This window comes from Streptomyces hirsutus (assembly GCF_001418415.1).
GTDB classification, from domain to species: Bacteria; Actinomycetota; Actinomycetes; order Streptomycetales; family Streptomycetaceae; genus Streptomyces; species Streptomyces hirsutus.
Genome location: NZ_LIQT01000073.1, coordinates 1 through 20713, shown reverse-complemented (window position 1 = coordinate 20713; position 20713 = coordinate 1). Strand labels below are relative to the sequence as shown.

The 20713-nt window shown below is 72.4% G+C and carries 18 protein-coding genes and 2 pseudogenes; 13 read left to right on the top strand and 7 right to left on the bottom strand.

Going from position 1 to position 20713, the window contains the following annotated elements:
* Nucleotides 1–199: 199 nt before the first annotated feature.
* Together AOK11_RS06885 and AOK11_RS06880 are read right to left on the bottom strand one after the other, a co-directional pair.
* Nucleotides 200–1366 (bottom strand): adenylate/guanylate cyclase domain-containing protein, encoded by a 1167-nt coding sequence (locus tag AOK11_RS06885; protein WP_055592747.1) that lies wholly within the window; start codon nucleotides 1364–1366, stop codon nucleotides 200–202.
* 217 nt (nucleotides 1367–1583) lie between these two features.
* On the bottom strand, nucleotides 1584–2480 hold the full coding sequence (locus AOK11_RS06880; RefSeq protein ID WP_055592746.1) for a biotin--[acetyl-CoA-carboxylase] ligase: 897 nt from the start codon (nucleotides 2478–2480) through the stop codon (nucleotides 1584–1586).
* Between the two features lie 217 nt (nucleotides 2481–2697).
* Here AOK11_RS06880 and AOK11_RS06875 point away from each other — a divergent pair, with 217 nt between their 5' ends.
* The 4 genes from AOK11_RS06875 (at nucleotide 2698) to AOK11_RS06865 (ending at nucleotide 5757) form a co-directional block, all read left to right on the top strand.
* Nucleotides 2698–4287 (top strand): acyl-CoA carboxylase subunit beta, encoded by a 1590-nt coding sequence (locus tag AOK11_RS06875; RefSeq protein WP_055592745.1) that lies wholly within the window; start codon nucleotides 2698–2700, stop codon nucleotides 4285–4287.
* 55 nt (nucleotides 4288–4342) lie between these two features.
* Nucleotides 4343–4555: an acyl-CoA carboxylase epsilon subunit gene (locus AOK11_RS06870; protein ID WP_055592744.1), complete on the top strand. Its 213-nt coding sequence runs from the start codon at nucleotides 4343–4345 to the stop codon at nucleotides 4553–4555.
* A 349-nt stretch (nucleotides 4556–4904) separates the two neighbouring features.
* Nucleotides 4905–5033 (top strand): morphogenic membrane protein MmpB, encoded by a 129-nt coding sequence (mmpB, locus tag AOK11_RS46140; protein WP_095533885.1) that lies wholly within the window; start codon nucleotides 4905–4907, stop codon nucleotides 5031–5033.
* A 97-nt stretch (nucleotides 5034–5130) separates the two neighbouring features.
* The gene (locus tag AOK11_RS06865) at nucleotides 5131–5757 is read left to right on the top strand and encodes a Maf family protein (protein ID WP_079034676.1); all 627 of its coding nucleotides are present in this window, start codon (nucleotides 5131–5133) and stop codon (nucleotides 5755–5757) included.
* On the opposite strand, the gene AOK11_RS06860 is transcribed toward AOK11_RS06865, so the two are convergent.
* Nucleotides 5726–6241, bottom strand: a complete 516-nt coding sequence (locus AOK11_RS06860) for a hypothetical protein (RefSeq protein WP_055592742.1) — start codon at nucleotides 6239–6241, stop codon at nucleotides 5726–5728. The genes AOK11_RS06865 and AOK11_RS06860 overlap by 32 nt on opposite strands.
* A gap of 363 nt (nucleotides 6242–6604) precedes the next feature.
* Here AOK11_RS06860 and AOK11_RS06855 point away from each other — a divergent pair, with 363 nt between their 5' ends.
* Nucleotides 6605–8377, top strand: coding sequence for an acetyl/propionyl/methylcrotonyl-CoA carboxylase subunit alpha (locus AOK11_RS06855; RefSeq protein ID WP_055592741.1), 1773 nt, complete (start codon nucleotides 6605–6607; stop codon nucleotides 8375–8377).
* Nucleotides 8378–8471: 94 nt separating this feature from the next.
* Here the strand turns inward: AOK11_RS06855 and AOK11_RS06850 are convergent, their stop codons facing one another.
* Nucleotides 8472–9434 (bottom strand): DeoR/GlpR family DNA-binding transcription regulator, encoded by a 963-nt coding sequence (locus tag AOK11_RS06850; RefSeq protein ID WP_079034675.1) that lies wholly within the window; start codon nucleotides 9432–9434, stop codon nucleotides 8472–8474.
* A 227-nt stretch (nucleotides 9435–9661) separates the two neighbouring features.
* Complete coding sequence (locus AOK11_RS06845) at nucleotides 9662–11275, bottom strand: NAD(P)H-quinone dehydrogenase (protein WP_364736212.1); 1614 nt, start codon at nucleotides 11273–11275, stop codon at nucleotides 9662–9664.
* On the opposite strand from AOK11_RS06845, the pseudogene AOK11_RS39265 reads away from it, so the two are divergent.
* The 4 genes and pseudogenes from AOK11_RS39265 to AOK11_RS06830 form a co-directional block, all read left to right on the top strand.
* Nucleotides 11210–11350: pseudogene (locus tag AOK11_RS39265) on the top strand (gamma-glutamylcyclotransferase); the annotation flags it as partial. The gene AOK11_RS06845 and the pseudogene AOK11_RS39265 overlap by 66 nt on opposite strands.
* 108 nt (nucleotides 11351–11458) lie before the next feature.
* Nucleotides 11459–11761, top strand: a pseudogene (locus AOK11_RS38615) (gamma-glutamylcyclotransferase family protein); the annotation flags it as partial.
* Between the two features lie 208 nt (nucleotides 11762–11969).
* Complete coding sequence (locus tag AOK11_RS06835; RefSeq protein ID WP_055592737.1) at nucleotides 11970–12794, top strand: purine-nucleoside phosphorylase; 825 nt, start codon at nucleotides 11970–11972, stop codon at nucleotides 12792–12794.
* Nucleotides 12795–12928: 134 nt separating this feature from the next.
* Nucleotides 12929–14563 carry a phospho-sugar mutase gene (locus AOK11_RS06830; protein ID WP_055592736.1) on the top strand — a complete coding sequence of 545 codons (1635 nt, stop codon included), beginning with the start codon at nucleotides 12929–12931 and terminating at the stop codon, nucleotides 14561–14563.
* 122 nt (nucleotides 14564–14685) lie between these two features.
* Here the strand turns inward: AOK11_RS06830 and AOK11_RS06825 are convergent, their stop codons facing one another.
* Entirely contained in the window at nucleotides 14686–15537 is an 852-nt protein-coding gene (locus AOK11_RS06825) for a PH domain-containing protein (RefSeq protein ID WP_079034674.1), read from the bottom strand.
* Between the two features lie 172 nt (nucleotides 15538–15709).
* Here AOK11_RS06825 and deoC point away from each other — a divergent pair, with 172 nt between their 5' ends.
* Genes deoC through AOK11_RS06805 form a run of 3 tightly spaced genes read left to right on the top strand, consistent with a single transcriptional unit; the run spans nucleotide 15710 to nucleotide 19195 of the window.
* Nucleotides 15710–16708 (top strand): deoxyribose-phosphate aldolase, encoded by a 999-nt coding sequence (deoC, locus tag AOK11_RS06815; RefSeq protein ID WP_055592733.1) that lies wholly within the window; start codon nucleotides 15710–15712, stop codon nucleotides 16706–16708.
* 5 nt (nucleotides 16709–16713) lie between these two features.
* Nucleotides 16714–18246, top strand: coding sequence for an aldehyde dehydrogenase family protein (locus AOK11_RS06810; protein ID WP_240497249.1), 1533 nt, complete (start codon nucleotides 16714–16716; stop codon nucleotides 18244–18246).
* Nucleotides 18239–19195: an aldehyde dehydrogenase family protein gene (locus tag AOK11_RS06805; RefSeq protein WP_240497248.1), complete on the top strand. Its 957-nt coding sequence runs from the start codon at nucleotides 18239–18241 to the stop codon at nucleotides 19193–19195. The genes AOK11_RS06810 and AOK11_RS06805 overlap by 8 nt, the downstream gene beginning before the upstream one ends.
* 121 nt (nucleotides 19196–19316) lie before the next feature.
* Here the strand turns inward: AOK11_RS06805 and AOK11_RS06800 are convergent, their stop codons facing one another.
* A complete protein-coding gene (locus AOK11_RS06800) occupies nucleotides 19317–19724 on the bottom strand; it encodes a hypothetical protein (RefSeq protein ID WP_055592732.1) in 408 nt (135 codons plus the stop codon).
* A gap of 141 nt (nucleotides 19725–19865) precedes the next feature.
* On the opposite strand from AOK11_RS06800, the gene AOK11_RS06795 reads away from it, so the two are divergent.
* Nucleotides 19866–20525, top strand: coding sequence for a hypothetical protein (locus AOK11_RS06795; protein WP_055592731.1), 660 nt, complete (start codon nucleotides 19866–19868; stop codon nucleotides 20523–20525).
* Nucleotides 20526–20713 lie beyond the last annotated feature (188 nt).

The following is a 20713-nucleotide window of genomic DNA, read 5'->3' as shown; positions in this document are numbered from 1 at the left end:
CCCCCGCCGACGCCTCCGGACCGCACACCGCCGCGGCCCAGGCCCCCGGACCGGCAGGCGCCTCCCCCGCCACCGGACCGGCCGAGCGCACCGGACGACGACCCCGTCCTCTGCGTACCGATCATCGGCCTGTGCGTGGGCGGCGGCCCCGGCCTCAGGGGCTGAACCGGCGGAGGCCGCCACAGAGCTCCCGGACCCTCTAGGGGGTGTCCCGGCGGGTGAGCAGCCACGGCTCCACCACGCCCAGGCCGCGCACGGGCCGCTGCCACATCGGCTGCAGCCCGAAGCGGTACGTCGGCGGCTCCTCGCCCTCCTTCTCCGCCGCTGCCGCCGCCTCGGCGGCGGCAGCCTCGGAGGCGGGCGCGTCACCGGTGCGGATCAGTTCCTCGGCGAAGGCGGGGTCGACGAGTACGGCGTCCCGGGGAGCTATCGAGGTGAGCCGGGAGGCCAGGTTCACCGTCGTACCGAAGACATCGCCCATGCGGGTGGTGACGGTGCCGAACGCCATGCCGACCCGGAGCTCCGGCATCGTCTCGTCGTTCGCCATGGTCTCGATCAGCCGTAGGGCGATCTCCGCGGCCGTTCCCGCGTCGTCGGCGGCGTAGAGCACCTCGTCACCGAGGGTCTTGATGAGCCGCCCGCCGCGCGCGGCCACCAGGTCGGCGGCGGTCGTCTCGAAGGCCTCGACGAGTTCGCCGAGCTCCTCCTCCTCCATCCGCCGGGTCAGTCGCGTGAACCCGACGAGGTCGGCGAACGCGACGGCGAGCCGCCGGTCCACCATCTCCTCGTCGTCGGCGGCCTGGAGCACCCGCCCGGCCGAGGCGGCGAGCTGCCGCCGCCAGACGTAGACGAGGAACTCCTCCAGCTCGGGCAGGAGCAGCTCGATGATGGGATACGTGACCTCGGTGCGGGTCATGCCCAGCTCGGGCGGCTCGGTCAGCCCTTCCAGGAAGGAGTCGATCTGCCACTCGGCCAGTCGCGCGGTGGTCTGTCCCGTGGACCGCGCCACCTGCACGGCCATGGCCTCGCTCAGCAGCCCCGCCTCCACCAGGCCGGACAGCCGGCGCAGCGCCAGGACGTCGGCCTCGGTCAACGCCTTGGCCTGTCCGACGTCGGCGAACCCCATGGCCCGCCAGAAGCGCGTGGCCGTTTCCACGGTGACGCTGGCACTGCGGGCCGCCTGAAAAGGGGTATAACGGCGCTCGGCGCCCAGAATGAGCTGTTCGAGACGCAGGGCGAGCGGGTCCTCGCCGTTGTCGGCGGGACGGGAGTCGTCCCCCCGCCCCCGCTCGCGCGAGGCCGAGGGTGGCGGAGGCTCCGCGCGGCCCTGCGCTTCCGTTCCGGAGCCCGAGTCGTCGACGGTCACGCGTTGCTGCCCTTCCGATCTGCCACGGCCATGTCTCGACCGGCCTCAACTCTACGGCAGGTGTGCGCCAGCTCACTCCGTCCGGTCGCGTCGACGGGTGGCACGACCGGCGCACCCGGCATCGGGGTACCCACCGTACGCATCCGCACCCGTGCCCGCGTGCGCCCCTCACCCGCCCCCCGGGGCGGCATGGCCCACGGGACGACGGCGACGGGACCTACGGGACGACGGGGCGCACGTGCACGATGTCACCCGCTCCCACCGGTTCCTGCACCCCCTCCTCCGTGGCCAGCACCAGGCGCCCGTCCCCGTCGACGGCGACCGCCTCGCCCACCAGCACCCGGTCGCCCGGCAGCTCGGCCCGCACCACCCGCCCGAGGGTCGCGCACCCCGCCGCGTACGTCTCCTGCAGGCCGCTCGCGGCCGGGTCGCCGCCCGCCGCCCGCCAGCGCCCGTACCAGTCCTCCAGCGACCGCAGCACGCCCCGCAGCAGCGGGTCCCGGTCCGTGGTCACCGCGCCCGCCAGCGCCAGGGACCCGGCGGTGGGCACCGGCAACTCGTCGGCGTGCAGGCTGACGTTGATGCCGACGCCGATCACCACCCCGTCGTCCCCGGCCCGCTCCGCGAGGATTCCGGCGGCCTTGCGCTCCTCGCCGCCGACGGTGACGAGGAGGTCGTTGGGCCACTTCAGGGCCGTGTCGACGCCCGCCGTCCGGGACAGTCCGGTGGCCACCGCGACGCCGGTGAGCAGGGGCAGCCAGCCCCAGCGGGCCACCGGCACCTCGGCGGGCCTGAGCAGGACGGAGAAGAAGAGGCCGGAGCGGGCCGGGGCCGTCCACTGCCGGTCCAGGCGACCCCGCGCGGCGGTCTGCTCCTCCGCGACGAGCACGGCCCCCTCGCCGGCCGTCCCCGCGCCGGCACGGGCCACCAGGTCGGAGTTGGTGGAACCGGTGCGCTGCACCACGTCGACCTGCTGCCACAGCCCGCCGCCGCGCACCAGGCCTCTGCGCAGGCCGGCGGCGTTCAGCGGCGGGCGTTCGAGGTCGGTCCAGCGTCCCGGCGTCGGCGGGAGGTCCGGGCCGGTCGTGCCATCGTCATCCGGTGACTTCGTCATGCGGCCACCCTAGGTACGACGTCCTCCGCGGCGCAGCGGGGACGGGTCGGGGGACCGGATCACGAGACCGGGTCACCGGGGCGGTTCTCAGCCCGTTGACCGGTCTGTGAAGGGGAAAGGAGTGTGGGAAAGACCGCACTGCCGATCCCAGGGGCCCCCACTACTCTACGGATGAGTAACCGTCCCCCCTTTTGAGCAGGCAGGGAGCCGTATCCCGATGTCCGAGCCGGAAGTGCAGCAGCCCGACCTTCGTACGACCGCGGGCAAGATCGCGGACCTCCAGCGGCGCATTCACGAGGCGACGCACGCCGGTTCGGAACGGGCCGTGGAGAAGCAGCACGCCAAGGGCAAACTGACGGCCCGTGAGCGGATCGATCTGCTGCTCGACGAAGGGTCGTTCGTCGAGCTGGACGAGTTCGCCCGGCACCGTTCCACCAGCTTCGGCCTGGACGACAACCGCCCGTACGGCGACGGCGTCGTCACCGGGTACGGCACGGTCGACGGCCGCCCGGTCGCCGTGTTCTCGCAGGACTTCACAGTCTTCGGCGGGGCGCTGGGCGAGGTGTACGGGCAGAAGATCGTCAAGGTCATGGACTTCGCCCTGAAGACCGGCTGCCCGGTCATCGGGATCAACGACTCCGGCGGTGCCCGCATCCAGGAGGGTGTGGCCTCGCTGGGCGCCTACGGCGAGATCTTCCGCCGCAACACCCACGCCTCCGGCGTGATCCCGCAGATCAGCCTGGTCGTCGGCCCGTGCGCGGGCGGCGCGGTCTACTCCCCCGCGATCACCGACTTCACGGTCATGGTGGACCAGACCTCGCACATGTTCATCACCGGCCCGGACGTCATCAAGACGGTCACCGGCGAGGACGTCGGCTTCGAGGAGCTGGGCGGCGCCCGCACCCACAACTCCACCTCGGGCGTGGCCCACCACATGGCCGGTGACGAGAAGGACGCCATCGAGTACGTCAAGCAGCTGCTGTCGTACCTGCCGTCCAACAACCTCTCCGATCCCCCGGCGTACCCGGAGGAGGCGGACCTCGCCGTCACCGACGAGGACCGCGAGCTGGACACGATCGTCCCGGACAGCGCGAACCAGCCGTACGACATGCACACGGTGATCGAGCACATCCTGGACGACGGCGAGTTCCTCGAGACGCAGTCGCTGTTCGCGCCGAACATCGTCACCGGATACGGCCGGGTGGAGGGCCGCCCGGTCGGCATCGTCGCCAACCAGCCGATGCAGTTCGCCGGATGCCTGGACATCACCGCCTCCGAGAAGGCGGCCCGCTTCGTGCGCACCTGCGACGCCTTCAACGTGCCGGTCCTGACCTTCGTCGACGTGCCCGGCTTCCTGCCCGGTGTCGACCAGGAGCACGACGGCATCATCCGGCGCGGCGCCAAGCTGATCTTCGCGTACGCGGAGGCGACCGTCCCGCTGATCACCGTCATCACCCGCAAGGCGTTCGGCGGCGCGTACGACGTCATGGGATCCAAGCACCTGGGCGCCGACATCAACCTGGCGTGGCCCACCGCGCAGATCGCGGTGATGGGCGCACAGGGCGCCGTCAACATCCTGCACCGCCGCACCATCACCGAATCGGGCGACGCCGAAGCCACCCGCGCCCGGCTGATCCAGGAGTACGAGGACGCGCTGCTCAACCCCTACGTGGCGGCCGAGCGCGGCTACGTCGACGCGGTGATCATGCCGTCGGACACCCGTCGGCACATCGTCCGCGGGCTGCGTCAGCTGCGGACCAAGCGGGAATCCCTGCCTCCGAAGAAGCACGGCAACATCCCCCTGTGACCCCTGCCCGCCGGGCTCTGCGCACCGGGGCCCGGCCGAGCGATTGGAAGACGCCATGACGATCAAGGTCGTACGGGGCAACCCGACCCCGGAGGAGCTGGCCGCCGCACTGGCGGTGGTCCGCGTGCGCGCCGCGGCGGCGTCCGCCGTGCCGTCCGGCGCGCCCGCTCCCCGCGCCTCCTGGTCCGACCCGGCCCGCATCGCCGGCCGTCTCCTGCCCCAGCCGGGGCCGACGGCCTGGTCGCGGACGTACTGGCCGGGGGCTTAGAGCCTGTCCGGCGGATCGAGTCGGAGGTAGCCGGCGACATCTTTCGAGCTGGGGTGAGCGGGGCCTGGCGCGTGCAGCTGCAAGGCGGAGGAGGGCGTCGACGCGATGGGGGTCCCCCCTGCTCATGGGGGTGCCCCCGCTCGAGCGAAGCCGAGAGTGGGGGAGGAGCCGAGAGCTCGGGGGAGTCTGCGAGTGACGACAACGCGGCAGATGTGCGTGCCGGACCCCGCGTCTCCGGCCTGAGCCGCCGGACAGGCCTTAGGGCCCGAGTCCGTCGTCGGGATCGTGCCGGGAAGTTGAGTACGCGTACTCAGGCGGTGCCGGGCCGGGCGGCCGGACGATGGAGAGCATGCTGTGGTCCGACCCCGAGAACGAGCCGCCGAAGGAACTGCGGGACACGCAGGAGATGCTGCGGCGGCTGGGCGTTCTCATGGCACTGGCCATGGTGCTGGCGATGATCGTGATCGGCGTGCGGTGAGGCGTCGGACCGGCCGGGCCCGGACTTCCGTCGGGCCGGCCGGGCGGAGGCATCCGGCCGCCACGCCGGTGGGCGGATCCGCCGATACGCTGATCGCATGACAGATCAGCCCCGCCGTCGGCTCGTGCTCGCCTCCCAGTCCCCCGCCCGGCTCGGGCTGCTCCGCCAGGCCGGACTCACCCCCGAAGTGATCGTCAGCGGGGTCGACGAGGACGCCGTCACCGCACCCACCCCGGCCGAGCTGGCCCTCGCCCTCGCCGAAGCGAAGGCCTCCGTCGTCGCGGCGAAGCCGGAGGTCCGAGGCGCCTTGGTGATCGGCTGCGACTCGGTGCTCGAGCTGGACGGCCAGGCCCTCGGCAAGCCCGCGGACGCCGAGGAGGCCACCGCGCGCTGGAAGTCGATGCGGGGCCGCGCCGGCATCCTCCAGACCGGCCACTGCGTCTACGACACCACCGCGGAAGGCAGCCGGTACGCCTCCGCCACCGCGTCCACCGTCGTCCGCTTCGGCGATCCCTCGGACGAGGAGATCGCCGCCTACGTCGCGTCCGGCGAACCGCTCCATGTCGCGGGAGCGTTCACCCTGGACGGCCGCTCGGCCCCGTTCATCGAGGGCATCGACGGCGACCACGGGAACGTCATCGGCATCAGCCTGCCGCTGGTGCGCCGTCTGCTGGCCCGGCTGGGCGTGGGCATCACGGAGCTGTGGGCGCCGCCGGAGAGGTGACCGGGGACCCGTCGGCGCCGTCCCCGCCGCTCCCGCGGGCGGGAGCGGCGGGCTCGGCGGGTCCGGCGGCGTCGGCGGGCGCTCCAGGACGGCTCTCGGGGTCGTACGTCATCAGGAGCAGCACGATGAGGGCGAGCACCACCACCATGGAGAGGAACGCGGACACGCCGACCAGTCCCCACGCGAAGGCGCCCAGCAGCGCGTGCACCACGGCGGCGCCGATCAGCAGGACCCGGCCCGCCCCGGAGGGCGCGCGGTCGCGCAGGGCGACCAGCAGCGCGACGAGGCCGCACAGGGCGAAGCAGAGCCCGAAGACGACGCCGACGGCCTTCGAGGACACCGACGTCAGGTGCGGATCGAGGCCGGCCAGCGACATGTCCTGCCGGTCGACGACGACCCCGAGCAACCAGTTCAGGGCGGCGACGCCGAGCCCTTCGGCGAAGAGCACGAGTGCCACGATCCACGCCACCGGTCTGCGGACCACCGGCCCCACCCACTTTCGAGCACGACTGTGGTTACCCCGAGTACGCTCGAGACAGCGCGAACGTTACTGACAAGTAAAGACAGGGGCAAGGGTCCCGCGAACGGCAAAGAATCATTGGGCCATTCGTAGGGACTCGACAAAAAAACGGAGTGGGCCGCAGCACGCTCTCACAGAGACCTTGACCACACGGGACGGCTAGGGTTTCCCGGAGGAGTCTTGCGTACCAAGGTGCGACATGGGATTTCGCGGGTCGAGCGAGCCTCGAATCACGCTCCGTGTGGGCAAGCTCACCCTTGGGGACGGGTCGTAGTGCCGTGTCGGTAGTCCCTAAACTCGGCTTGTTTCAAGGAGGGAGCCTCAATCGTGCGCAAGGTGCTCATCGCCAACCGTGGCGAAATCGCTGTCCGCGTGGCCCGAGCCTGTCGGGATGCCGGTATCTCGAGCGTGGCCGTCTACGCGGATCCGGACCGCGACGCTCTGCATGTCCGCGCCGCGGACGAGGCGTTCGCCCTGGGCGGTGACACTCCCGCGACCAGCTACCTCGACATCGACAAGGTGCTGAAGGCCGCCCGCGAATCGGGGGCCGACGCCATCCATCCCGGCTACGGCTTCCTCTCCGAGAACGCCGGCTTCGCCCAGGCGGTCCTCGACGCGGGGCTGGTCTGGATCGGCCCGCCGCCGCAGGCCATCCGCGACCTCGGTGACAAGGTCGCCGCCCGCCACATCGCCCAGCGCGCCGGCGCGCCCCTGGTCGCGGGCACGCCCGACCCGGTGTCCGGCGCCGACGAGGTCGTCGCCTTCGCGAAGGAGCACGGCCTGCCCATCGCGATCAAGGCCGCGTTCGGCGGCGGCGGCCGCGGTCTGAAGGTCGCCCGCACCCTCGAAGAGGTCCCGGAGCTGTACGACTCCGCGGTCCGCGAGGCGGTGGCCGCCTTCGGCCGCGGCGAGTGCTTCGTCGAGCGGTACCTGGACAAGCCGCGGCACGTGGAGACCCAGTGCCTGGCCGACACCCACGGCAACGTGGTCGTCGTCTCCACCCGCGACTGCTCGCTGCAGCGCCGGCACCAGAAGCTGGTCGAGGAGGCCCCGGCGCCGTTCCTGTCCGACGCGCAGGTCGCCGAGCTGTACTCGGCGTCGAAGGCCATCCTGAAGGAGGCCGGCTACGTCGGCGCCGGCACGGTGGAGTTCCTGGTCGGCGTCGACGGCACGATCTCCTTCCTGGAGGTCAACACTCGCCTCCAGGTGGAGCACCCGGTCACCGAGGAGGTCGCCGGCGTCGACCTCGTCCGCGAGATGTTCCGCATCGCCGACGGCGAGGCGCTCGGCTACGACGACCCGCCGCTGCGCGGTCACTCGTTCGAGTTCCGCATCAACGGCGAGGACCCGGGACGCGGTTTCCTCCCCGCCCCCGGCACGGTCACCACGTTCGCCCCGCCGTCCGGTCCGGGCGTGCGCCTGGACGCGGGCGTCGAGTCGGGCTCGGTCATCGGCCCGGCCTGGGACTCCCTGCTGGCCAAGCTGATCGTCACCGGCCGCACCCGCCAGGAAGCGCTCCAGCGGGCGGCCCGCGCCCTGGACGAGTTCCAGGTCGAGGGGATGGCCACCGCCATCCCGTTCCACCGCGCCGTGGTCAGGGACCCCGCGTTCGCCCCCGAGCTCACCGGCTCCGCCGATCCTTTCACGGTCCACACCCGGTGGATCGAGACCGAGTTCGTCAACGAGATCAAGCCCTTCACGGCCGGCGCGGGCGCCGAGGCGGACGAGGAGGTCGACCGGGAGACGGTCGTCGTCGAGGTCGGCGGCAAGCGCCTCGAGGTCTCCCTGCCCGCCTCGCTCGGCATGTCGCTGGCCCGCACGGGTCTCGCGGCCGGGGCCAGGCCCAAGCGCCGTGCGGCGAAGAAGTCCGGTCCCGTGGCCTCGGGTGACACCCTCGCCTCCCCGATGCAGGGCACCATCGTCAAGATCGCGGTGGAGGAGGGGCAGGAGGTCAAGGAAGGCGACCTCGTCGTCGTCTTGGAGGCCATGAAGATGGAGCAGCCCCTCAACGCCCACCGCTCCGGCACCGTCAAGGGCCTCAGCGCGGAGGTCGGCGCGTCCGTCACGTCCGGGGCGGTCATCTGCGAGATCAAGGACTGACCCGTACGACGCTTCAAGGCGCCCGGCGGACCGGACAGGTCCGCCGGGCGCCTTGCGTTGACGGGCCACCGCGCGTCTGCGGGCTACCGCGCGCTCACCGTCTGCGCAGGTCCGCGACCCGTGCCCGCTCCGCGCTCTGGGCCTGTTCGGCCGCTCCCAGGCCCACCGCCGACCGCAGCCCCGGACCCTGTCGGCGGGGCCCCGGCAGCGGCATGTCCCGGCGCTGTTGCTGACGCGCCGGGGCCCCGTCACCCCCCGGGCCCGCGGTGCCTCCCGGCGCTCCGGCCACGGCGATCTGGACGCCCTGATCGGCGAGTGCCTGCAGCTCGGTGGCCGCGCGGTCGTCGTGGGCGGGCGGCTCGTCCGTCACCAGGCGGGTGATGAGGTCCGTGGGCACGGTCTGGAACATGGTGTCCATGCCGAGCTTGCCGTGGTCGGCGAGGACCACCACCTCCGCGGCGGCCTGCACCAGCGCCCGGTCGACGGAGGCCGACAGCATGTTGGACGTGGACAGCCCGCGTTCGGCGGTCAGCCCACTGCCGGAGAGGAAGGCCCTGGACACCCTCAGCCCCTGGAGGGACTGTTCGGCGCCGCTGCCGACGAGGGCGTAGTTCGAACCGCGCAGCGTACCGCCGGTCATCACGACCTCGACCCGGTTGGCGTGCGCCAGCGCCTGGGCCACGAGCAGGGAATTGGTGACGACGGTCAGCCCGGGCACCCGGGCCAGCCGGCGCGCCAGCTCCTGCGTGGTGGTACCCGCACCGACCACGACGGCCTCGCCCTCCTCCACGAAACTCGCGGCGAGGTCGGCGATGGCGGTCTTCTCGGCGGTCGCGAGATGGGACTTCTGCGGGAAGCCGGACTCTCGCGTGAAACCACCCGGCAGTACCGCACCGCCATGCCGGCGGTCGAGGAGTCCTTCTGCCTCCAGCGCGCGCACGTCCCGCCGTACGGTCACTTCGGAGGTCTGGACGACGCGGGCGAGTTCACGGAGCGACACGGCCCCGTTCGCTCGCACCATTTCGAGGATCAATTGGCGACGTTCTGCAGCGAACACGAAACTGACAGTAACTCCAGCGACCGTCTGCTTTCAGCACTTTGCGCTGAATAGCAGAAGTTGTTCGCACACCCGACCGTCAAGTGGTATAAGCGCCAAGTGATGGCCTGGTTGCATCGCTCATGCCGCGCGCATGCCCCGCAACTCCCTGTGACCAAAAGGGAGTTGACGGTCACTCGGTGGGCGGCGGTGGGGCGCTGGCGGGGAGCCGGGGTCGGTCCGCCCGGTCAGGCTTCCCCGCCCATCTTCCGCGTGTGCAACTGTCGTGCCACCTCGGCGATCGAACCCGACAGCGAGGGGTACACGGTGAAGGCGTTCGCGATCTGCTCGACCGTCAGGTTGTTGTCGACCGCGAGCGAGATGGGGTGGATCAGCTCGGAGGCACGCGGTGCGACCACGACGCCGCCCACCACGATCTCGGTGCCCGGCCGGCAGAAGATCTTGACGAACCCGTCACGGATGCCCTGCATCTTCGCGCGGGGGTTGCGCAACAGCGGCAGCTTCACGACCCGCGCGTCGATCTTGCCCGCGTCGACGTCCGCCTGGGTGTAACCGACGGTGGCGATCTCGGGGTCGGTGAACACGTTCGACGAGACGGTCTTCAGGTTCAGCGGAGCGACCGCGTCGCCCAGGAAGTGGTACATGGCGATGCGCCCCTGCATCGCCGCCACCGACGCCAGTGCGAAGACCCCGGTGACGTCACCGGCCGCGTACACGCCGGGGGCGCTGGTGCGGGAGACCCGGTCGGTCCAGATGTGCCCCGACTCGCGCAGCCTGACCCCGGCCTCCTCGAGCCCCATGCCCGCGGAGTTCGGGACGGCGCCCACCGCCATCAGGCAGTGCGACCCGGTGATGACCCGCCCGTCGGCGAGGGTCACCTCCACCCGGTCCCCGGCCCGCTTGGCGGACTGCGCGCGCGAACGCGCCATGACGTTCATGCCGCGGCGGCGGAAGACGTCCTCCAGCACCACGGCGGCGTCCGGGTCCTCGCCCGGCAGCACCCGGTCGCGCGACGACACGAGCGTGACCTTCGAGCCCAGCGCCTGGTACGCGCCGGCGAACTCGGCACCGGTGACACCGGAACCGACCACGATGAGTTCCTCGGGGAGCTCGTCGAGGTCGTAGACCTGGGTCCAGTTCAGGATGCGCTCGCCGTCCGGCCGGGCGTCGGCCAGCTCGCGCGGGTGGCCGCCGGTGGCGATGAGCACCGCGTCGGCGGTCAGCGTCTCCTCGGTCCCGTCGGCGGCCTGCACGACGACCTTGCGCGACCCGTCGAGGGCCTGCATGCCCTCGAGCCGTCCGCGGCCGCGCAGCACCCGGGCGCCGGCCCGCGTCACGGACGCGGTGATGTCGTGCGACTGGGCCAGGGCCAGCCGCTTCACACGGCGGTTCACCTTGCCCAGGTCCACGCCCACCACCCGGGCGGCCTGCTCGACGTGCGGAGTGTCGTCGGCGACGATGATGCCCAGTTCCTCGTAGGAGGAGTCGAAGGTGGTCATCACCTCGGCCGTGGCGATCAGGGTCTTCGACGGCACGCAGTCGGTGAGCACCGACGCACCGCCCAGGCCGTCGCGGTCGACGACGGTCACCTCCGCGCCGAGCTGCGCGGCGACCAGCGCCGCTTCGTATCCGCCGGGTCCGCCACCAATGATCACGATCCGAGTCACGTACTCCATTGTCCCGCACACTTGACCGTGCGACCGCCCCGGGGCTCCGGGCCGTGGCCCCCCTGTTACCGGAGTGGTCCGCGGTGCGGCTGCCGTACGCTCTCCACCATGTCGCTCTACGCCGCGTACGCCGGCAACCTCGACGCGCGGCTGATGTCCCGCCGCGCTCCGCATTCGCCGCTGCGCGCCACCGGCTGGCTGAACGGGTGGCGGCTGACCTTCGGGGGCGACACCTGGGGTCTGCCCTGGCCGGGCGGGCCGGACGGGTCGGACGGCGGCCTGTCGGCCGAGGACCGGACCGGGACGGGAACCGGGAACGGGATCGAGAGCGGGACCGGAAGCCCGAAGGAGAGCGGGACCGGGGCGCTCGCGACGATCGTCGAGGACCACTTCGCACAGGTCTTCGTCGCGCTGTACGACATCGCCCCCATGGACGAGGACTCCATGGACCGCTGGGAGGGCACGGGCCTGGACATATACCGGCGCACCCGCGTCCGCGTGCACACCCTGGACGGCGAGGAATCCGCCTGGGCCTACGTCCTGAACGCCTACGAGGGCGGCCTGCCCTCGGCCCGTTACCTGGGACAGGTGGCGGACGCGGCGGAATCCGCGGGCGCGCCCCACGACTACGTGATGGAGCTGCGCAAGCGTCCTTGCTGAGTGCGCAGGCGCTCACGCGGAGCGGCTTCGCGCACCGCCCCGCAGGAACCCGCCCGCACGAAACCGCCCGTACGACGGTGGGTGTGCGACGGGGGCTCCGGATTCGGTCCATTGCTCACCTCCTCGTCGGAAACGACAGGACAACGATCGCGAGCCCGTGAGCTACGACATCTACGCGCGTAGGCGAACACCGGCTACTCTCATCCGCGTGAACGCTTCTCTTCTTCCGGACGACATCCAGGGCGACCCCCACGCCGCAGCCGACGCCGCAGCCGCGCGCCTGCGTGAGCTCACGGGCGCCGAGACCCACGACGTGGCCCTCGTGATGGGCTCCGGCTGGGCACCGGCCGTGGACGCCCTCGGCACCCCCGACGCCGAGTTCCCGGTCACCGAGCTGCCCGGTTTCCCGCCGCCCGCGGTCGAGGGCCACGGCGGCACGATCCGGTCCTACCGGGTCGGCGCCAAGCGCGCCCTGGTCTTCCTGGGCCGCACCCACTACTACGAGGGCCGCGGCGTGGCCTCCGTGGCGCACGGTGTCCGCACCGCCGTCGCCGCCGGCGCCAAGACGGTCGTCCTGACCAACGGCTGCGGTGGTCTGCGCGAGGGCATGCGTCCCGGCCAGCCGGTCCTGATCAGCGACCACATCAACCTCACGGCCACCTCCCCCATCGTCGGCGCCAACTTCGTCGACCTCACCGACCTGTACTCCCCGCGTCTGCGGGCCCTGTGCAAGGAGATCGACGCGAGCCTGGAGGAGGGCGTCTACGCCCAGTTCCCCGGCCCGCACTACGAGACCCCGGCGGAGATCCGCATGGCGCGGGTGATCGGGGCGGACCTGGTGGGCATGTCGACGGTGCTCGAGGCCATCGCGGCGCGGGAGGCGGGTGCGGAGGTGCTCGGCATCTCCCTGGTCACCAACCTCGCCGCCGGCATGACCGGTGAGCCCCTCAACCACGAGGAGGTCCTCCAGGCGGGCCGCGACTCGGCCACCCGGATGGGCACCCTCCTGACCCAGGTCCTGGGCCGCCTGTAGGGGAACCCTCCGCGGGACCCCTCCGGCAGGCCCCCTTCCCGTGGCTTTTCCGCAGGACCCGTGCCGGGCCCTCCGCCCGGGCCCCTCCGCGGGGCGGGACGACGCAACGAACCATTCGAGAGGCTGACCGACACGTGCACGACGACCTGACCACTCGCGCCCGCACCTGGCTCGCCGAGGACCCCGACCCCGAGACCCGCGCGGAACTCGCGGCGCTCCTCGACGCCGACGACGTCACCGAACTCACCGCCCGTTTCAGCGGCACCCTCCAGTTCGGCACCGCGGGCCTCCGCGGCGAGCTGGGCGCCGGCCCGATGCGGATGAACCGCGCCGTCGTCATCCGCGCGGCCGCCGGCCTCGCCGCGTACCTCAAGGGGCAGGGGCACACCGGGGGCCTCGTGGTGATCGGCTACGACGCCCGCCACAAGTCGGCGGACTTCGCCCGCGACACGGCCGCCGTCATGACGGGCGCCGGGCTCCGGGCCGCCGTCCTGCCCCGGCCCCTGCCCACGCCGGTGCTCGCCTTCGCCATACGGCACCTCGGCGCGGTCGCCGGGGTCGAGGTCACCGCCAGTCACAACCCGCCCCGCGACAACGGCTACAAGGTGTACCTCGGCGACGGCTCCCAGATCGTCCCCCCGGCCGACGCGGAGATCGCCGCCGAGATCGCGGCCGTCGGGTCCCTGAACGACGTGCCCCGTCCCGACGCCGGCTGGGAGACCCTCGACGACTCCGTCCTGGACGCCTACCTCGCCCGCACGGACGCGGTCCTGGCCAAGGACTCCCCCCGTACCGCCCGCACGGTCTACACGGCGATGCACGGCGTCGGCAAGGACGTCCTGCTCGCCGCCTTCGCGCGGGCCGGTTTCCCCGAGCCGGTCCTGGTCGCCGAGCAGGCCGAACCCGACCCGGACTTCCCCACCGTCGCCTTCCCCAACCCGGAGGAGCCCGGGGCGATGGACCTGGCCTTCGCGACGGCCCGCGAGGCGGAGCCGGACCTGGTCCTCGCCAACGACCCGGACGCCGACCGCTGCGCCGCGGCCGTCAAGGGCACCGACGGGGACTGGCGCATGCTGCGCGGCGACGAGGTGGGGGCACTGCTCGCCGCCCATCTGGTCCGCCGCGGGGCGACCGGCACGTTCGCCGAGTCGATCGTCTCGTCGACCCTCCTCGCCCGCATCGCCGAGCAGGCGGGTCTGCCGCACGAGGAGACGCTGACCGGCTTCAAGTGGATCGCCAGGGTCGAGGGCCTGCGCTACGGCTACGAGGAGGCGCTGGGCTACTGCGTCGACCCGGACGGCGTACGCGACAAGGACGGCATCACGGCCGCCCTGCTCCTCGCCGAGCTGGCCTCCGGGCTGAAGGAGGAGGGCCGTACTCTCCTGGACCTCCTCGACGACCTCGCCGTGGCCCACGGCCTGCACGCCACCGACCAGCTGTCCGTGCGCGTCGAGGACCTGTCCCTCATCGCGGACGCGATGCGCCGGCTGCGGGAGAACCCCCCGGCCGAACTGGCCGGCCTGCCGGTCACCGAGGCCGAGGACCTGACCCGGGGCACGGACGCCCTGCCGCCCACCGACGGCCTGCGCTACACCCTCCGGGGCGCCCGCGTCATCGTCCGCCCGAGCGGTACGGAGCCCAAGCTGAAGTGCTACCTGGAGGTCGTCGTCCCGGTCACCGCGCGGGACGACCTTCCCGCGGCCCGCACCGAGGCGGCGGCCCTGCTGACCGCGATCAAGCGGGACCTGAAGGCGGCGGCCGGCATCTGAGCGACCGGCGTGGGGATCCCGCGCCGGAGCACCCGCGGAAAAGCACGGGGAAAAGCGTCGGGAGGGGCTGCCGGATCGGCAGCCCCTCCCGACGTACCGCCCCTCAGGGGGGTCGAGATCCCTCAGCCGAGCCCCAGCAGGACCGCCAGCAGCACGGCGCCGGCCAGCGACGGGGCGATGATCTCGTAGGACCACCGCACGCTCACCTCGCCCTGCGCGCTCGCCTCGCCCCCACGGATCTCGTGCAGCTCACGCAGTTCGTCCATCGAGCGGTCCGTCGGCGCCCGATCGACTCCGGCCGACCGGTCCGGGGCGCCCGGGGCGACGCCCCCGCGCCGGGAGGCCTCGGTGCCCGGCGTCCGGCCGCCCATGACCCGCGGGTCCCGCCGCGTCGCCCGTTTGCGGGCCCGCAGCGAGACGGGCAGGGCCCACAGCTGGTACTTGCCGCCGTCGTCCGAGAAGACCTCGTTGGTGTAACCGGAGCGCAGCGAGACCACCCGTCCCCAGGGCAGCGTGATCGTGCGGAAGGGGTTGCGGACGCGCAGCCGGTCCTCGTTGGCGAACACCGCGGGGACCAGGGTGTACGCGGCCACCAGGGGTACGAGGAACAGCAGCGCGGCGAGCGCCAGCCATGGGGTGTTGCCCTCGCCGACGGCCACGGCGTCGATACCGAGCCAGCAGGCGAGGGCGAGGATCAGCGCGCCGCCGACGAACCCCGAGGTCGACCGGTAGATCCGGTCGGCGTACTTGGGCCCCGAGGCCGCCGGGCCCGCCGAGGCCGCCGCCGATCCCTCCGACGCCACTGAAGCCGCTGAAGCCGCCGCCGGAGAGTCCGCGGGCTCCGAAGTCGCCGGGGACTCCGACACCGCCGAAGGCTCCGACGGTTCGGAGGAGTCGGCGGGCTCGGTGGACTCGGTGGACTGGGCAGGCTCTGCGGGCTCCCGGTCGGACGGCTGAGGCTCGGGGGTCGTCATGCTCCCGATTCTGCCCGACGCCCGCACTCGCGCCCGCACGGGCAGGCGGTGGGCGGGGCCGGGCGGAACAGGGCGGGAACAGGGCAGGAACAGGACGGGGTCCGCCCCCGTTCCTGAACGGGTCGGAGGGCTGTACAGCCGCTACGCGCGTAGATATGCTCGGCTGGTGACCATGTCCTCCACTGCACCCACCTCCCCCCAGCCCTCGCCGGCGCCCGAGCGAGGCGGTGCTCCCGCCGCGCTGAGCGACGTCACCGCGTCCGACAGCACGCTGCGCCGCTTCCTGCACGGGCTGCCCGGCGTCGACGCGGTCGGTCTGGAGGCGCGTGCCGCCTCGCTCGGCACCCGCTCGATCAAGACGACCGCGAAGGCGTACGCCATCGACCTCGCCATCTCGATGGTCGACCTGACGACGCTGGAAGGCGCGGACACCCCGGGCAAGGTCCGGGCGCTCGGCGCGAAGGCGGTCCGCCCCGACCCGTCCGACCGTACGGCGCCCGCCACGGCCGCGGTCTGCGTCTACCCCGACATGGTGGCCACGGCCAAGGAGGCCGTCGCCGGCTCCACGGTCAAGGTCGCCTCCGTCGCGACCGCCTTCCCGGCCGGCCGCGCCTCGCTCGCCGTCAAGCTGGCCGACGTCCGGGAGGCCGTCGCCGCCGGTGCCGACGAGATCGACATGGTCATCGACCGCGGCGCGTTCCTCGCGGGGAACTACCGGAAGGTGTTCGACGAGATCACCGCCGTGAAGGAGGCCTGCGGGGCGAGCGCCCGGCTGAAGGTCATCTTCGAGACGGGCGAGCTGTCGACGTACGACAACATCCGCCGGGCGAGCTGGCTCGGCATGCTGGCCGGCGCGGACTTCATCAAGACCTCGACCGGCAAGGTGGCGGTGAACGCCACGCCCGCGAACACGCTCCTGATGCTGGAGGCGGTCCGCGACTTCCGTGCGCAGACCGGGGTCCAGGTCGGTGTGAAGCCCGCCGGCGGCATCCGCACCACCAAGGACGCGATCAAGTTCCTCGTCCTGGTCAACGAGACCGTCGGTGAGGACTGGCTGGACAACCACTGGTTCCGCTTCGGCGCCTCCTCGCTTCTGAACGACCTGCTGATGCAGCGCCAGAAGCTGGCCACCGGCCGCTACTCCGGTCCCGACTACGTGACGGTGGACTGATCACCATGACCAAGAAGAACAAGAAGAACAAGGCCGCTGACGCGTCGACCGCCGTGGCAGGCGGGGCCGCCGCGGCAGCCACCGTCCGGGCCGCTCCCGCACGCTCGTCCGCGTTCGAGTACGCCCCGGCGCCCGAGTCCCGCGCGGTCGTCGACATCGCCCCGTCCTACGGCCTGTTCATCGACGGCGAGTTCACCGAGGCGGCCGACGGCCGGGTCTTCAAGACCGTCAGCCCCGCCACCGAGGAGGTCCTCTCCGAGATCGCGCAGGCCGGTGAGGCGGACGTGGACCGCGCGGTGAAGGCGGCCGGGAAGGCCTTCGCGAGCTGGTCGGCGCTGCCCGGCGCCGAGCGGGCCAAGTACCTGTTCCGCATCGCCCGGATCATCCAGGAGCGCAGCCGCGAGCTGGCCGTCCTGGAGACGCTGGACAACGGCAAGCCGATCAAGGAGACGCGGGACGCCGACCTGCCCCTGGTCGCCGCGCACTTCTTCTACTACGCGGGCTGGGCCGACAAGCTCGAGCACGCCGGCTACGGGACGAGCCCGCGCCCCCTCGGCGTGGCCGGCCAGGTCATCCCCTGGAACTTCCCGCTGCTCATGCTCGCGTGGAAGATCGCCCCGGCGCTCGCGACCGGCAACACGGTCGTCCTCAAGCCGGCCGAGACCACCCCCCTCTCCGCCCTCTTCTTCGCGGACGTCTGCCGCCAGGCGGGCCTGCCCCGGGGCGTCGTCAACATCCTTCCCGGATACGGCGACGCGGGCGCCGCGCTGGTCGCCCACCCGGACGTGAACAAGGTCGCCTTCACCGGCTCCACGGCGGTCGGCAAGCAGATCGCGCGGACCGTCGCCGGGACCCGCAAGAAGGTCACGCTCGAACTCGGCGGCAAGGGCGCCAACATCGTCTTCGACGACGCCCCGATCGACCAGGCCGTCGAGGGCATCGTGAACGGCATCTTCTTCAACCAGGGCCAGGTCTGCTGCGCGGGCTCCCGCCTGCTGGTCCAGGAGTCGATCCACGACGAGCTGCTCGACTCCCTCAAGCGCAGGCTCTCCACACTGCGCCTGGGCGACCCGCTGGACAAGAACACCGACATCGGCGCGATCAACTCCGCGGAGCAGCTCGCGCGGATCACCTCGCTCGTCGAACAGGGTGAGGCGGAGGGCGCCGAGCGCTGGTCGGCGCCCTGCGAACTCCCCGAGAACGGCTACTGGTTCGCGCCGACGCTGTTCACCGGCGTCACCCAGGCGCACACCGTCGCGCGGGACGAGATCTTCGGCCCGGTGCTGTCGGTGCTCACCTTCCGGACGCCGGACGAGGCCGTCGCCAAGGCCAACAACACGCCGTACGGCCTGTCGGCGGGCATCTGGACGGAGAAGGGCTCCCGCATCCTGGCCGTGGCGAACAAGCTCCGTGCGGGTGTCGTCTGGTCCAACACGTTCAACAAGTTCGACCCCACCTCGCCGTTCGGCGGCTACAAGGAGTCGGGATTCGGCCGCGAGGGCGGCCGCCACGGCCTGGAGGCGTACCTCGATGTCTGAGAAGACCGACAAGAACGTGCAGGCCGGCAAGGCCGCGACCGCCGACACGGCCGGCGGGACCGAGCAGCGGCGGCTGAGCGTCTTCAAGACCTACAAGCTGTACGTCGGCGGGAAGTTCCCGCGTTCCGAGAGCGGCCGGGTGTTCGAGGTGACCGATTCAGGGGGAAACTGGCTGGCGAACGCCCCGCTGTCGTCCCGCAAGGACGCCCGTGACGCGGTGGTCGCCGCCCGCAAGGCGTTCGGCGGCTGGGCCGGGGCGACGGCGTACAACCGCGGTCAGGTCCTCTACCGCGTCGCGGAGATGCTGGAGGGCCGCCGGGAGCAGTTCGCCTCGGAGGTCGCCGACGCGGAGGGCCTGTCGCAGGCGCAGGCCGCGGCGCAGGTGGACGCCGCGGTCGACCGCTGGGTCTGGTACGCGGGCTGGACGGACAAGATCGCCCAGATCGTCGGCGGCGGAAACCCGGTCGCGGGCCCGTTCTTCAACCTGTCCTCCCCCGAGCCGACCGGCGTGGTCGCCGTCCTGGCACCCCAGGAGTCGTCCTTCCTGGGCCTGGTCTCGGTTCTCGCCCCGGTGATCGCGACCGGCAACACCGCGGTCGTCGTCGCCTCGGAGAAGGCCCCGCTCCCGGCGCTCTCGCTCGGCGAGGTCCTGGCCACCTCCGACGTGCCCGGCGGTGTGGTCAACATCCTGTCCGGCCGTACGGCGGAGATCGCCGCGCCGCTGGCCGCGCACCAGGACGTCAACGCGATCGACCTGGCGGGCGCCGACGAGGCGCTCGCGAAGGAACTGGAGATCGCCGCGGCCGACAACCTCAAGCGCGTCCTGCGTCCACAGCCTGTGGACAACTGGGCGGCGACGCCGGGCGCCGACCGCATGACGGCGTTCCTGGAGACCAAGACGGTCTGGCACCCGACCGGCTCCCTGGGCGCCTCGGGCTCCGCCTACTGACGGAGGCGCCGCAGCCCGGAGAGCCGTGCCCCCCGTCCGGGAGGGGTGCGGCTCTCCGTATGTCCGGCGGACGCCTCGATGTCCGGCCGGTCCGCGGGACGTCCTGCGGATGCCCCGCGGATCAGCCGCCCAGCATTCCCGTCGCCTGGCCGACCACCGGAATGCCGTCGACCGACTCCGCCTGGGCCACCGGGCGGGTCACCGTGCGGGAGTCCACCGGCTTGAAGTCGGCGACCTGGGTGCCGACCCCGTTGTCGAGCGGGTCGACGCCCGTGCCGGCCAGCGGGTTGGGCTTCAGGCCGGAGACCGGGCCCGCGACATGGCCGACCGTGCCCGTCAGGGGCTGCACACCGGTCTGCGGATCGACGGCTCCGAGCGATGCGGGACGCGTGGTGCGCGGGCCCTGGGGCGCCTCCGAGTCCGCCGCTGCCGCCGTCGTCGCGCCCGCCCCCAGGGCCACTCCCGCGGTCGCCAGAGCGACCAGGGTGCGCCGGGCGGCCGGCTTCTTGGGTGCTGCGTGTCGGGCCATCGCTGCTGCCACCTCTTGGCTTCGCCGATCCTCCCGCTGAGTGACCGGAACGACGCGCAGCGTAGTGGAGATGTGGTACGCGCCTCAAAGCGGACCCGCACGGTCGTACACCACCCGTTCGATGCCTCAGACTGGTGTCCCGTGAGTTCCCAGTCGCCCTTCTCCGCGCGTGTCGTGCTGCTCTGCGGCCCCTCCGGCTCCGGCAAGTCCCTCCTCTCGGCCCGCTCCGGCCTGCCCGTGCTGCGTCTCGACGACTTCTACAAGGAGGGCGACGACCCGTCCCTGCCCCTCGTGGCGGGCGGTTCCGACATCGACTGGGACCACCCCGGCTCCTGGGACGCGGACGCCGCCGTCGCCGCGATCGACCGGCTGTGCCGTACGGGTCGCACGGATGTGCCCGTCTACGACATCGGCCTGAGTGCCCGTACGGGCGCGTCGCACGTGGACTTCGGCGCCGCACCGCTGTTCATCGCGGAGGGCATCTTCGCCGCGGAGATCGTCGCCCGCTGCGGCGAACTGGGCCTCCTGGCCGACGCGCTGTGCCTGAGCCGGGGCCCGGTGAAGACCTTCCGCCGCCGCTTCCTGCGGGACCTCGAGGAAGGCCGCAAGTCCGTGCCGTTCCTGCTGCGCCGCGGCTGGCGGCTGATGCGGCTGGAACGGTCGATCGTCGCCCGCCAGACCGCGCTCGGCGCGCACGCCTGCGACCGCGACGAGGCGCTGACCCGCCTGGCGACCGCACGGGGCGGCAGCGTTCCGGCCGGCGCCGGAACGCTCACGACGCGTACGTCCGCCCGGTCGTAGCCGGCACCGCGCCGACGCACCCACGGCACACGTCGCACACACGGAAGCGGGACGGGAAGGCCCCCCGGCCTTCCCGTCCCGCTCCCTTGTGGCTCCCCCGCTCCACGGCGACGTCCCCCGACATCTCCGCGTCCCCCGTTACTTGTTCCCCCCTTGGTTCCCCCGGGGATCCCCCGATCCCCGGGGGA

Excerpts from the sequence above, each read along its gene's own strand:
- AOK11_RS06880 (WP_055592746.1), bottom strand. The coding sequence starts at position 2,480 with ATGACGAAGTCACCGGATGACGATGGCACGACCGGCCCGGACCTCCCG.
- AOK11_RS06875 (WP_055592745.1), top strand. The coding sequence starts at position 2,698 with ATGTCCGAGCCGGAAGTGCAGCAGCCCGACCTTCGTACGACCGCGGGC.
- AOK11_RS06870 (WP_055592744.1), top strand. The coding sequence starts at position 4,343 with ATGACGATCAAGGTCGTACGGGGCAACCCGACCCCGGAGGAGCTGGCC.
- mmpB (WP_095533885.1), top strand. The coding sequence starts at position 4,905 with ATGCTGTGGTCCGACCCCGAGAACGAGCCGCCGAAGGAACTGCGGGAC.
- AOK11_RS06865 (WP_079034676.1), top strand. The coding sequence starts at position 5,131 with ATGACAGATCAGCCCCGCCGTCGGCTCGTGCTCGCCTCCCAGTCCCCC.
- AOK11_RS06845 (WP_364736212.1), bottom strand. The coding sequence starts at position 11,275 with ATGCGGAGCGCGGCGGGACATCAGCCGCGCGTCGAGGTTGCCGGCGTA.
- AOK11_RS06825 (WP_079034674.1), bottom strand. The coding sequence starts at position 15,537 with ATGACGACCCCCGAGCCTCAGCCGTCCGACCGGGAGCCCGCAGAGCCT.
- deoC (WP_055592733.1), top strand. The coding sequence starts at position 15,710 with ATGTCCTCCACTGCACCCACCTCCCCCCAGCCCTCGCCGGCGCCCGAG.
- AOK11_RS06810 (WP_240497249.1), top strand. The coding sequence starts at position 16,714 with ATGACCAAGAAGAACAAGAAGAACAAGGCCGCTGACGCGTCGACCGCC.
- AOK11_RS06805 (WP_240497248.1), top strand. The coding sequence starts at position 18,239 with ATGTCTGAGAAGACCGACAAGAACGTGCAGGCCGGCAAGGCCGCGACC.
- AOK11_RS06800 (WP_055592732.1), bottom strand. The coding sequence starts at position 19,724 with ATGGCCCGACACGCAGCACCCAAGAAGCCGGCCGCCCGGCGCACCCTG.